The organism is Sodalis sp. RH24, from assembly GCF_047324145.1.
In the GTDB taxonomy this organism is placed as follows: Bacteria; Pseudomonadota; Gammaproteobacteria; order Enterobacterales; family Enterobacteriaceae; genus Acerihabitans.
Genome location: NZ_CP178729.1, coordinates 4528856 through 4543113 on the forward strand (window position 1 = coordinate 4528856; position 14258 = coordinate 4543113).

The 14258-nt window shown below is 50.9% G+C and carries 4 protein-coding genes and 1 tRNA gene; all 5 read left to right on the forward strand.

Going from position 1 to position 14258, the window contains the following annotated elements; genetic code table 11:
• Positions 1-179: 179 nt before the first annotated feature.
• The 5 genes from ACL2XG_RS20575 to ACL2XG_RS20595 all read left to right on the forward strand — a co-directional run bounded on the left by ACL2XG_RS20575 (position 180) and on the right by ACL2XG_RS20595 (position 14227).
• Positions 180-253 (forward strand) — tRNA-Gly (locus ACL2XG_RS20575).
• 884 nt (positions 254-1137) lie between these two features.
• Positions 1138-1545 carry a hypothetical protein gene (locus tag ACL2XG_RS20580; protein WP_413721404.1) on the forward strand — a complete coding sequence of 136 codons (408 nt, stop codon included), beginning with the start codon at positions 1138-1140 and terminating at the stop codon, positions 1543-1545.
• A gap of 142 nt (positions 1546-1687) precedes the next feature.
• Positions 1688-1798, forward strand: a complete 111-nt coding sequence (locus ACL2XG_RS20585) for a POTRA domain-containing protein (RefSeq protein ID WP_413721403.1) — start codon at positions 1688-1690, stop codon at positions 1796-1798.
• Positions 1799-2219: 421 nt separating this feature from the next.
• Positions 2220-13964, forward strand: a complete 11745-nt coding sequence (locus ACL2XG_RS20590) for a hemagglutinin repeat-containing protein (RefSeq protein WP_413721402.1) — start codon at positions 2220-2222, stop codon at positions 13962-13964.
• Positions 13961-14227 (forward strand): hypothetical protein, encoded by a 267-nt coding sequence (locus ACL2XG_RS20595; protein ID WP_413721401.1) that lies wholly within the window; start codon positions 13961-13963, stop codon positions 14225-14227. The genes ACL2XG_RS20590 and ACL2XG_RS20595 overlap by 4 nt, the downstream gene beginning before the upstream one ends.
• Positions 14228-14258 lie beyond the last annotated feature (31 nt).

A 14258-nucleotide genomic window follows, 5' to 3' on the forward strand; every position in this document is an offset into this window, starting at 1 on the left:
AACGCCCCGCAGGCAGCAGCTAAACGGCGCCTTGAATGTTGGTTGCGCGCCAATATTCCGGGGCGCCGTTTTTTATTAGGGGATAACCGCTTAAAACTCACGCAGTTAATCGCCGCACCGCTTGCCAGGCACCGGCATAAGGTTATAATGCCTCTCGCGCTTTCCCCGAGCGCGGCCGTGCGGGTGTAGTTCAATGGTAGAACGGCAGCTTCCCAAGCTGCATACGAGGGTTCGATTCCCTTCACCCGCTCCAAAAAATATATCTGCATCTCGCTTCTCCTCTTACTCTCCAGGCTTTGTTTGCACCCTTGTATAGATTGTCAAAAACGGCGAACCGGGCCACACGCGAATGATGAAACGATCAGGGCTATAGCTAACGCTGGTTTAGCTTGCCCGACAGCACGACGCATCAGCGTCGCTCACCGCCATAACGGGAATGACAAGCACCTGTTCAAATGGATATGGTTGTTCCAGCGTGAAGGATGGGTCTTAAATTCCGGCACGACACGGTCGAAGTCTATAGAGGAATATGATAAATCGTCTTGGTCGCATAGACTGAAACGTCCGAATTGATGAAATGTTCGCTTGCACGCGCCCATGAAAAGCATTGATGAATAACCTAAAGGCGTAGTTTGCGAACACATGCTGCCTATTCTCCAGTCGCATGGTTAAACAATACTAACATTATCATAATCGCTATTTTTAAATGCAGCAGCATAATAATGTATTATTATCCCTTTTCTAAACTAAAACGCATTCTGTTTAAACTGGCGTTATTGTAATCACACTGTATTTACTTAAGATATGTGTATATTTTTTATAAGCATGATAGTACAAATGATTGTAATTTATAACGCTATTTATTCTCACCGTTATAATCTAAGCATTGTCCTGCAACGATGGCCTTGATGTGCTTGCAGACAATATTCGCAGGTTAACTGCCGGGAACGAGCAAGGGTGTCTGCTCCCGTAAACTGCAATAGTGAGTTGATAAACTGGGGATTAAACCGTAATCACGCGGCGTAGGAAAACACACCCTTAAAAAAGCCATTAAAAGGGAATCGTAAATTTTCTACCTAATAACCCGCACCGGAAGGCGTGTCTTATGCTTATTGGAATTGATTGAGGTATACAGGGATGAATTGTATCCAATATAACTTTCTGATCCACGCCTTTAGATCTGGCGTTTTCTTCTTGGTTGTTCAACATTCAGCGCTTGCGTTAGCCAGTATACACGCATTCCCGACAAAGGACATTTCTGCTTCGTTTGACGCTCAGGAGCAAACTCGGCACTTGGAGTGGGAACGGGTTTTTCAGCAGCATTTGTTTCCGAAAAGAGACATTCGGCTCACCCGCGCAAATGTTTTATTGCCTGATTACCCAGCTAATGAATCTCCTTGTTTCACTATCAACACCATCAAATTAGAAGGGGATACCGCCAGACATTTTCAATGGGCGCTTGACGCTGCCAAAAAAGCGAAAGGACCTTGCTTGGAAGCAAAGGGCAGCCGGCTGGCTATCGACAAAATACAAAATACAAAATAGATCATGGGCATGTGACCACGCGCGTTATGGCGCAGAATCAAGATATTACTCAAGGGATGTTGGCGCTAACGCTTCAGCCCGGACGCATTGCTAAAATCCAGTTTGTCGGGCCGTGTCTTACCGCGCCAGATTATGGAATGCCATGCCGTCAGTTACAGGAGATATCCTTAACCTGCGCGATATCGAACAAGCGTTGGAGAATTTTACCGATGTGTACAACGCTAATGCCGATATCAAAGATTATACCTGGTGATCGGGACGTTACCAGCGATTGACGAAACAGGATTGTCTGGCGCTACACCATCCGTGGATTTGCAGGGGAAAAAAAATATCCGGCGACAAAGGCATTACCTGGCGCAATAAGTTGACTTGAAATCCATGGTCGCGTGGTCAAAAACTCCATTGGGCGTTGGATTATGGTCGTGCGGATGGTCTCGGCACCCGCTATTTGGCAGAACATCAACTGGCTGGCGGCGCCTTAGGTCTGCGGGGCGCATTGTGGAAGTGTCTTAGTTTTGATTTTTTTGCCGGCGTCCCGCTGGTTAAGCCGGATAAGTTCCATACCTCCGGCCTCACCAGCGGTTTTAGCATCAATGTAGAACTATAAAGGTCAATGTTAGTACCACTCTGTTGGTGTTTTTAAAATGGATATTTTTTAAACAGGGAAGTCAGTTATGAATAAACAGTGCTATTGCATTATTTTCAGCCGATCACGGGGTGAGTTAAGGGTAGTCTCGGAGCTGGCCCGCAGCTGCGGCGCTAGGCCAGGGCAACGCCGCGGTACTGGCATGCAGCGCATATGGATAACGCTGCGTTGTGTCGTGTGGCGTATCGGTCTGGCATTGTTTCCCTGCTACGTGTCTGCCGGCGGAATTATCGCCGATGGCCACTTTGCACCCGAACAGCGCCCAGAGGTGGTAATAACGCATAATGGGTTACCACAAGTCAATATCAATGCTCCCAACCAGGCGGGAGTTTCACACAATCATTTTCAGCAGTTCGATGTCGGCCAAGAAGGAGCCATCCTCAATAACTCTGCAGTGATGACATCGACCCAATTAGCAGGTGATATTCCGGGAAATAGCAGATTCGATCCCAATGTCGCACCCGCAAGTGTCATTATTAATCAAGTGAACAGCAGCGATCCCAGCCAATTGCGGGGTTATCTCGAAGTGGCAGGCGGTCAGGCGCAAGTCATCGTCGCCAACCCATCCGGCATACTATGCGACGGCTGCGGAACCATAAATGCCGGGCGTATGACGCTCACCACCGGTAAACCACAGCTTAATGCGGATGGTACTGTTGCTGGCTATCATGTGGAACGTGGGCTAATCCGGATTGAAGGCAGTGGTCTCAACAGGAACGCGCGCCACGATACCCAATATGTCGATATCATGGCGCAAGCGGTGCAGGTAAACGCAGGAATCTGGGCCAAAAAAAGCATTTCAATCGCCGCCGGGCGCAACCAAATCAATGCAAAGGGCAGAATAATAGGCACATTGCCTGGTGGAAAGGATAAGCCTGCTGAGTTTGCTATCGATATGGGGCGAATGGGAGGGATGTATAGTGGCCATATCAGGATGATCGGCACAGAATCCGGGGTAGGCGTACGTAACCAGGGCGGGCACTTGGTGGCTGAGAAGACGCTAACGGTGAGCAGCGAGGGCAAATTGTTCTTGCAGTCTGGATTAACGGAACCTACCACAGTAGCCACAGGGGATATTACCCTGACAGCCAGGGGTAGTGTTGAACATTCCGGCAAACTCTACAGTGGCGGAGAGCTTATCCTGGTAAGCCGGCAGGGGAAGATTAAGCAATCCGGCACGCTGGCGGCGGCGGGCGATGTCTCATTATGCGCTGAAAAAGCCATTCAGAGCAGCGGGCGACTGTTAGCGGGCAGTGATGCGAGCGGCACACTGCATCGCATGGCGGATTTAACACTTAGAAGTCAGTCGGTGGTAAACGCCAGCGGTAGTTTAATGAGCCTGAATAGAGTCGATATCACAAGCCCTCGAGTGAATTTAAAACAAAGCCGTTTGAAGGCCGACTGGGCCAAATTAACAGCAACGGAAGGCGTTGTCCTGAAACAGGCGCATGTGGAAAGTGGGGAGTTAATAGTGGAGAGCGCCGGCGACATTGATACCCGACACGCCCGCATCCGGGCTGGACGTTGGCAGATTTTCGCCGATGGTCTGTTAAACCAGGAGGGCGTTTGGTTGCAGGAAGGCCAGGGTAAAAGCTATATGACCCTTTCGGGTGGACTGGATAACACTGATGGGGTTATTGAAGCACGGCAGATCGGATTGCATGCCGCCGACCTGAATAACCTGCGCGGACGTTTTTTAGTACTGAGCGATACAGCGCAACGCTGGCATGTGAATCATCTGCATTCAAACCAAATGGGGGTTTTGAGCAGTACGGGCAGCTTGGAACTGAATACTGTTACGTTGAATAACCAAGCGGGCACGCTGCAAAGCTTATCCAATCTGGCCATTACCGCTGGAGAGAGGATAAATAACCGCCACGGCAAGATGTTATCAGGCGCAAACCTGACGTTGAAAAGTAAAGGGAATGTCTCTAATCAAGCCGGCGTGTTAGAGGCAAAACAAGATTTGATCTGGCAAGGCGGTATGAAGAGCTTGTTTGATAATGACGCAGGCAAGATATCAAGTGAAGGCGCATTATCACTGCAAGGGGGACATTTAACCAACCGCGAGCGCGGCATGGTGCATAGCCATCGGGAGCTTGAAATAGACCTCGCAGGGACATGGGAAAATCAGGACGGTAATGTCGTGAGCGATGGCAACGGTAATGTGCGCGCGCTTGGTTTAATCAATTCTTTAGGAAGCATTCAGTCATCAGGCATGTTGGTCATGCAGTTTACCCGCGTTTTGGATAATCGCGATGGTGAAATTCTCAGCCGGCGGGCTCAGCGTCTACATGCCGAAACTATCCTCAATATTCCAAGCGCGCCAGAAGCCAATCAGCCACCGCGGATAGAGAGTAAACAAGGGCAACACTCTCGAAGTGTCATCAGTAGCCAAGATGCATTGACGCTACAAGCCGTGCGATTGTACAACCGCAACGGCGGTATGCTGAAGGGCGCGACGAGCATGGATGTGCATGCACGTGAGCTGGACAATACCGCGGGACAGGTAAAAAGTGACAGTTCGTTAACCCTGCTATTGGTTGATCTATTAAACAACCGGCAGGGGTACATCTCATCCACGGGCGCGCTTGATATCAATGGCGGCAATATTTCTCTTCAATCGCTATTTAACTCGGGCGGCAATATCTCAAGCGGCGGGGCACTCGCCGTCACCGCTCATTATTTAAATAATACGGGGGGGAGGGTGCAAAGCCAGTCAGATCTGGCTATCAAGTCAAGGTCTGGGATAAATAACCGCCGCGGTGACATTGTCAGTAAAGGATCTATAAATATAAAGTCCAGAGATATCATAAATACACAAGGCAAACTTTGTGCCAATCGGCCTCTTCGAATTTCGGCTGGCCTGTTACAGAACGATCAGGGTGTTATCAATAGCCAGGATACAGTGGGCGTGCATACCAAGCATTTGATCAATCGTGACGGCGGCATAGTGTTTAGCAAGTTATTTACCGTGGTGAACGCGCGCGAGCTCGACAATACCGCGGGTCGGATAGAAAGCGCGGGTTCCTCTATCCTGACATTACTGGAAAAGTTAGACAATAGGCACGGGCATCTCGTGACTCATGGCTCTCTTACAATAGAGCGTGTTGATGCGTCTGGTCTGTCCCTATTTAACCAGAACGGAAACATTCAAAGCGGCAAGGCCCTGGCAGTCACCACACAATCGTTAAACAATCAAGAAGGGACGGTGCAAAGCCAGTTAAATCTGGAAATCAGTTCGCAGTATGAGATAAATAACCGCCAGGGGGAGATGAAATCTGGCGCTAGGTTAGGTTTGGAGAGTAAACGCAATATCTATAATCAAGGCGGCGTCCTGACGGCTCAGCAAGATTTGATATTGCTTCCCGGCGAGCGCAGTCTGATGAATAATGACGCCGGCAAAGTATTGTGTGAGGGTACATTATCTCTATTTACGGACCAGTTGCTCAATCGTGACCACGGACTCATGCAAGGAGCGCGGACGCTTGAAATAGGACTCACCGGAAAATTGGATAACCAGGGCGGAAACCTTTCCGGCGGTGGGAACAGTACAATATACACGAGTAATCTCGCTAACTCACATGGCAAAATTTGGGCGTTTAATAATCTAACTATGCGGTTTGGCGACACCTTGGATAACCGCAACGGCAATATTGCCAGCCAAGGCGCGATGAAACTGAAGTCCCGAGAGTTCATAAATACGCAAGGCAAACTATGTACCAATCAGGCACTGCGAATATTGACTGACCTGTTGCAAAACAATCAGGGCGTTATAACGAGCCAAGATATATTGGACGTGCATACCAGGCAATTGACCAATCGCGACGGCGGCATAGTGTTTGGCAAGTCGCGTACATGTACCCACGCGCGCGAGCTGGACAATACCGCGGGCCGGTTAGAAAGCGCGGGTGCCTTAACCTTGATATTACAAGACAAGCTAGACAATCGGCACGGGCATATTTTAAGCCATGGCCCACTTACTGTACAGAGCGATGATGCGTCAAACCTGGCGCTGTTTAACCAAAGCGGCAATATCCAAAGCGGTGGGACCCTTGCGATCGACGCCGGTTTACTGGATAACCAGGGCGGAAACCTTTCCGGCGGTGGGAACAGCACAATATACACGAGTAATCTCGCTAACTCACATGGCAGAATTAGGGCGTTTGATAATCTATCCATGCGGTTTGGCGACACCTTGGATAACCGCAACGGCAATATTGCCAGCCAAGGCGCGGTGAAACTGAAGTCCCGAGAGTTCATAAATACGCAAGGCAAACTATGTACCAATCAGGCACTGCGAATATTGACTGACCTGTTGCAAAACAATCAGGGCGTTATAACGAGCCAAGATAAATTGGACGTGCATACCAGGCAATTGACCAATCGCGACGGCGGCATAGTGTTTGGCAAGTCGCGTACATGTACCCACGCGCGCGAGCTGGACAATACCGCGGGCCGGTTAGAAAGCGCGGGTGCCTTAACCTTGATATTACAAGACAAGCTAGACAATCGGCACGGGCATATTTTAAGCCATGGCCCACTTACTGTACAGAGCGATGATGCGTCAAACCTGGCGCTGTTTAACCAAAGCGGCAATATCCAAAGCGGTGGGACCCTTGCGATCGACACCGGTTTATTGGATAACCAGGGCGGCACGTTGCTAAGCCAGCGGCCGTTAACGCTAAATATGCGACAGGATTTTATCCAACGGAATGGGGATACGCTAAGCAGCAACAGCGCTGTTAACCTAACGGTGTCTGGGTTATTAAACAATGTGGCGGATTGGCTATTGCCTGGCGACCTGACTCTCAACAGCGCGCATTTTAATAATTTAGCCCGGCTGGTGGCCAATAAGTTGCAGGTAAGCACTGGCGTAATGTCCAATCAAGGGCGCATCGAAGCAATCACGCTCAATCTCAATCTCGATACTCTGAATAATAACGCATCTTTAACAAGTAAATCGCTTACCGTCCGCAGCAAACTTATTGAGAATAAAGGCAGTGGCGGCTGTATCGCCGCCACTGAGCATCTCAACCTGCAAACGAGGGAGCGGCTAAGCAATATGGGCGGCGCCCTGATTCACAGTGGGGGGGCAATGTATCTGACGAGCGGTAATGTCATTGAAAATCGCGCCAGTCATATCGAAGCCGGAGGAGACATCACGATAGAGGCCAAACGCCTGGATAACCTGCGCGAAGGGTTGGATATTGCACGGAATGCTGAGCAAAACGACTATAATTGGCATCGTTATAATTTATATTGGCGTTCGTATGGTTCTAAGGAGAATACTGACGTTAATACCGTAGCGCCAACGACCCAAAGGCTGACGTTTCGTGATGAGCACGCTGCGGGCATTCACCCCTATGGCACATTGCTGAATATAGACACCGCTGCCCAAAGAGTGGAAGTGCGTGTGCAGAACCATCGGGGAGAACTGGTGAACCTGTGGACTCATTATCTGACATTGGATCCGAATGCCGATGGTAGCCACAACATGACGTTTTATGAAATGCGGGGGCCGCGTCAGATTGGCTTCTCTGGGTCACGAATATTAAAACTGCCGGAAACATCTACTCCTACACGTTATCACAATATGTTTTGGCGTGAACATGACCGGGGCCAGGTTGAGCTATGGAGTCCCGAACGCCATATAGCGATTGCCGATATACCGTTTGTGACCGATTACAGTAACTTGCGGGAGCGCACGGTGAACGGAACCGTGACCAGGGATAAACTGGTATCCGCTGGCAATGGCGCCAGCATATTGTCAGGTGGCAATATGGATCTGCGCGTTGCCGGGCAGCTAATGAATGATGCCAGTATCATTAGCGCCAGGGGCCACCTCACAAGTGGTGGCGCCAATATTACTAACCGGGCCTATTCAATAAATGAACGGCGCAGGGAATACATCGTCGATCACTACGACAGAGACGCTAAACACTGGTATCCCACGTTCAATCGTGATGAGACTACCGCATTGTCTACCGTCGACGGGATAATTAACGGCGGGGGCAATGTCACCCTTAAAGGCGCACGCCTTGAGAATATCATGGTCAACCCAGCGCAAATCAACGCGCTGGTAACTGGGCCGAATACGGAGGGATTTGACAGCGCGCAGTGGGTAACTCATCCGTCGGCGGTCGATGGTGCACCCAGAGCATGGCAGTCCGCTATTGTACTACTGCCGGCTATCGACAGCGCCTTCGATTCCAACGAGTTAGCCTTGATTACCAAAGAACATGTTTCCGGAGTCACGACAGATTCATATCTCACGCCCCCTATGGCGTTAACGCCGACACTTCACGCTGCTTTGCATAATCAGATCCTTTCGCTGAAGAGCACTACGGGCGACGTCGCCGGCTGTACACAGGCGGTATGCGCATTGATAAGCCCCCGGAACCAAGCCGGATTAACGGGGCATGGCGCCTTGATTGCTGGTGGTAATCTGCGATTGTCCATGAAAACCATCAACAATATCGGTAACCTTTATGCAGATAGAGCGCTGAATATTGACAGCCGTCTCTTTAACAATACTGGCGGCGGCATCCATGCCGACAGCATACGTTTACATGCTGACAGTGTCGCATTAAACACCAATCTGCGGGACGCACTGCGTCAGGCCAGTATGAACGCCCGTAATATCAGCATAAGCGGCGGCGATATCAGTTTGCAGGGCGCCAGGCTCAGCGCTGAGGAAAATATCAGCCTCAGTGCCGACAATAGCCTAAGCATAACCATGGCCCGTAGTCGCACCGATACGGATTTGAGTATGATCTCCGGCTCCTTGGGCAACCGAGGCGGTGGTGAAGGCCGGAGCATAATAGCTAACCCATTGAATAAGAGCATAAGCGCAGCAATGACGGTAAGCGGGCCGCGGATGGCCCGGGTCCACGGGGAATGGCAGCAAGCGCTGGGCAGCCACCTGTCGGCGGGGAATGACCTTATTTTGCAGTCGCTTCATGATACAACTTTGCAAGGCAGCCAAGCCTCCGCCGGTGGCAAGCTTTATGCGCGGGCTGGAGGGAATATCGCATTATTGGCCGATACCACCACTAATAATACTCACCTGCAAGCGGGGGGCCGCACTTCGGCGGTAAGAAACAGCCGCCGGGCAGACGCTTTGCACATCAGCACACTGAAAGGTAATCACGGCGTTATGATTTTGTCCGGAAAGAATTTTGTCGCGCAAGGAGCCACGGTTGACAGTATTTCAGGCGGTATCGCCTTGAGTGCGCAACAGGCAATCATTAAGGAAGCGCGCCAACAGTTGAGCGAAAGCGATAGCGAACGTCGGCAAGAGGGCAGCGGGCGAAGCCAGCGCCAAATTGATATGGAGAGTGATATTTCTTTGGGCAGCGTCTTTAACGATCGGCAAGGTACACTTGTCGTTGCCGGGCAGGGCGATATCACGCTGCAGGGTAGTGAAATGCAAAGTGAAACAGGAGCGATAGAGATGCAAGCGGCAGGTAACATCTCAGTCATAGCCAGCCGGGACAAACGGCATTTCAAGCAACAGGGCAGCAGCAGCAGTAAAGGTTATGTCAGCAGCAAAAGAAGTGTTTACCAAATTGAAAAGCGCAGCAGCACATCCAAGGGCAGTTTGCTGAGCGGCCAAAAGGTTGTTCTGCACAGTGCTCAGAATATTAATGTGTTAGGCAGTAATACTGTTGCCTGCGAGGCTATCTCACTGCTGGCGGGCAACGACATTATGGTGGACGCTACGGAAAATCGATATCAGGCCAGCGCGGCGAGCCAGAGCCAGAAATCAGGTTTTTGCAGTACCGGCGGTATCGGCTTTAGCAACGATAATCTCCGTACGAAAACCGCCGATACCCTGGATGCTGTCAGCCATACTGGCAGCACGGTGGGCGCTAGACAGGGCGACGTAACCCTTTACGCGGGCAATACCCTTAGGGTGCAAGGCTCGGATGTACTGGCGGGTAACGCAATCAATCTGGCCGGTAAGGATGTTGATATTCTCCCGGTGGCAAATCAGAGTACTCAAACTCATAAGTTTGAGCTAAAGCGGAGCGGACTGAGTGCTAGCCCCTTCGGCATGATAGGTAGTATGGTGAAGTCGGCCGTCTCCGGTAGTGTTATAGCCGTCAAAGAAAGCCATCGCGGGCCGACCACGCGTCGGGATATAAAGGCCTCGTTGAGTAAACAGATGACTGCGCAGCGCGGAATGTTACAGCCCAGTGATGTCAATGAAATTGATGTTGGCGGCGTAAGTCTCTCATACGGTAAACAGTCCCGCAAATCTGAGCAATTCATCAGCCAATCAAAAAACCGCGGCAGTCAGTTGACCGCGGGCGCGAATCTTAATATACACGCCACCGGCGGCGATATCACTGTGCGGGCTAGCCAGTTGCAGGCCGGGGCGCATGTTACTTCCGGGTATGGGCATAGCGCTTTAACAGGATATGAGGTACAAAGCGAGACTGGCATATTAGCGATTAAAGCGGCGGGGGACATCGTCGTGTATGGCAGCCAAGATAAACTTTATGCAAAACAAGATGGCAACAGCAATTGTAAACGGCTTATTAGTGGTAGCCAATCCGCGTATCAAGGGGATGAGAGAAGTAGCGTGTCCCGTGGTAGCCTGCTAAGTGGTCAGAAAATCATCTTATTGAGTGGCGGCGATATCAAAATAGCAGGCAGTAACGCGGTAGCCGACCAGAATATGATATTGATGGCAAAAAAAAATATAATGGTTGAGGCTGCGCAAAACCACTTTCAGGCCGGCGCGGAGAGTCAGAGCAAGACATCCGGACTTTCCGACAACGGTGTCATCGGCTATCGTTTTGGCAACCGCATCACTAATAACGCTAATAGCGCGCTAAATATCAGCCATACAGGCAGCATACTGGGAGCTACACATGGCAGCGTCACAATGGATGCAGGCGATGCTATCCTGGTGCGGGGCTCCGAGTTGCTAGCGGGCAAAAATATCAACCTGACCGGTAATAGCATTGCTATCATGTCGGCTGAAAACCAGAGCACACAGACCCAAAAATTCCAGCAGAAATGGAGTGGATTGACATTGGCGTTATCCGGCGCGGTGGGCAGCGCGGTAAATTCAGCGGCTACCAATACCGCTGAAGCCAGCAAGGAAAACGATAACCGCCTGGCGGCATTGCAGGGCATCAAGGCGGCGCTGAGCAGTGTGCAGGCCGCGCAAAGCGGTGCTCTGGCGGCGACAAACGCCAATGACAAAAATGCTATCGGCGTTAGTCTGTCCTATGGTAGCCAGTCCTCTAAATCGGAGAAGACCGTTAGTTGGACACAGAGCCAGGGAAGCCAACTGATAGCGGCCAGAGACTTATCCATCCGCTCCACAGGCAGCGATATCACCGTGCGGGGTGGCCGGTTTCAGGCCGGGAAAGATATCTTCATCGATGCGGCGCGAGATATCAATCTTCAGTCGGCTAAAAATACGCTGCGCGTGGAGGGTAAAAATGAGAGCAAGGGAGGCAGCGTCGGTATAGGTATTGGTGTTGGCCAGGGCGGCTGGGGCATAAATGTGTCGGCCAGTATCAATAAGGGGAGCGGCAATGAGGAAGGCTATAAGATAACGCATAGCGTAATGACGGCGACTAGCGGTAATTTGCTGAATATCAGCAGCCTGCGTGATACCACCCTTGCCGGAGCGCAGCTAAGCGGTGAGACGGTGACGATGAACGTCGGCCGCAATCTGGCATTGAACAGCGTGCAGGACCAAGAAAGTTATGATTGCAAACAGCAGAGTTCTAGCGCGGGCGGCAGCTTCAGTTTTGGTTCGATGAGTGGTTCGGCAAATATTAATCTGAGCCGGGATAAGATACACAGCAGCTACCGCTCGGTGCAGGAGCAAACGGGGATTTTCGCCGGTAAGGGTGGTTTTGATATCACGGTGGGGGAACATACTCAGCTCACCGGCGCGGTGATTGGTTCGACCGCCGAGGCGGGCAATAATTCATTGACTACCGGCACCCTGGGCTTTAGCAATATCGAGAACCAGGCCGATTTTCAGGTGACGCACCAGAGCGCGAATTTTGGCAACGGCGGAAATATCGGCGGGCAGTTTGCCGGCAATATGGCGAACGCCATGCCGATGGGGAACAACAGCAACGATAACAGTCGCTCTATCACGCAATCGGCGGTGTCTGAAGGTGCTATTACTCTTCGTAATCCGGAAGGCCGGCAGGATGTGGCGGACCTAAGTCGCGATGTTGCAAACGCCCATCAAACGCTTAGTCCTATCTTCGATAAAGAGAAGGAGCAACGGCGGTTAAGGGAAGCGCGGCTGATTGGCGAAATAGGCAGCCAGGCGGCGGATGTGGCGCGCACTCAGGGGCAAATTATGGCTACCCAGGCGGCGAACGAAAAGCTACAGAACATGAACCCCGAAGATCGTATTGCGGCAGAAGCGCAGTGGCGGAAGGATTACCAAGGCGAAGCGCCGTCGGATGAGTATATCAGACAACGTATATATCAGACGGCCTATAACGAGGCATTAACGGAGTCGGGCTTCGGTACCGGTGGCTATTGCCAGCGTGCGATCCAGGCGGCGACTGCTGCAGTGCAGGGTTTGGCGGGTGGAGCTATGGCGGAGGCGCTGGTCGGCGCAGGCGCACCCTATGTGGCGCAAGGGATTCACCATATGACTACTGACGCGGGCACGGCTGAAGTGAATACGACAGCCAACTTGATGGCGCATGCGGCCTTAGGCGCGCTGGTGGCGCAGGTGAATGGCAACAGTGCTTTAGCGGGGGCATCTGGGGGCGTGATAGGCGAATATATTGCCCAGCATCTCTATCCAGATATCGAACGCGAAGACTTGAGCGAAGAAGAAAAGCAGACCATCAGCGTATTAAGTACACTGGCTGCGGGTTTAGCTGGCGGCCTGGCGGGCGACAGTTCGGCCAATGCGGTAGCGGGTGCACAGGCGGGGAAGAACGCGGTGGAGAATAATTTCTTAAGCACGCCTTCAGCAACAAAACGAGACGAGTTGGCAGAAAAAATCATCAACGGTGATAAGACGCTGCAAACGGCGAAGGAGTTTTTGCAGTTGGAGAATGCCGATAAACGCAGTGATGCGTTGGTCAGCCAGTTCAAGAAAGATCCGGCTGCAATGACGGCCGATGAACGTAATGAATTGAATAGCTATATCAGGCTTTACGCGGCCGATATGCAGACTCAACACGGCGATGCGGTGACTCGAGAGTTGGTGACCGGCTTGTTGACGGGGCAAGATTATCTCAAGTCAGCCCCCAACAGCGAAGCGCAGCAGAAAGCGCACACCCTTATGAAGACGTGGGGCTACCATACTTCGAATGCGAGCATGGGCGATCCCGCGCTGATGTTTGGATTGGGGCCGCTGGGCCAATCGATCAAAATGGGGATGTTAACCAATGCAGCGATCGGTGTTGGTGCTAATACTGCCGTTCAATTTAGTGGGAGCGACCCCTTTAGTTATGTTGATGCGGTGATGGCGGGTGTAACCGCAGCAGCAACAACAGGAAAGGGAATGGGGGCCTCTGCTGTAATCAACATGGGCGGAGCTGCTATAGGTAGTGCTGCTAAAGGAGAAAATCCGGTTGGGTCAATAGTCGGGGCTGGGTTGGGTTCAGTGATTGGGGGTAAAGCAGGTCAAGTTACTTCGACTTCTATAGGTCAGGCTGTTGGCAAAGCAACTTCTGATAAAGGTGGAGCGGTAGTAGGGTCTGTGATATCTGAAGTAGTGAGTGATGGGGTTAAAGAACAAATAGATGAAGTAGATATGAAATGATGAGATTTGAACAAGTAAGTTTAACTTTGTTGATATTTTTGATTGTTTATTGGTCTTTAATCATTTTCACAGCTATTTTTTTTGTGAGTCTGGCTGTTGCTGCTTATTTTTTTATAATAAGTGACATCCCCTTTTACTTTGATTGGTTGAGTCAGTTTATTTCAGCAGCAAAAAAAGGAATTTCAGTAGGATTAGTCCTTAGTATAGGAATTTGGATTGAGGCTAAGCTAAGAAATTCAAAATGTACAAAATCTGATGAATGACGATTGAAAAAGAGATGTTGTGGAGAATAAC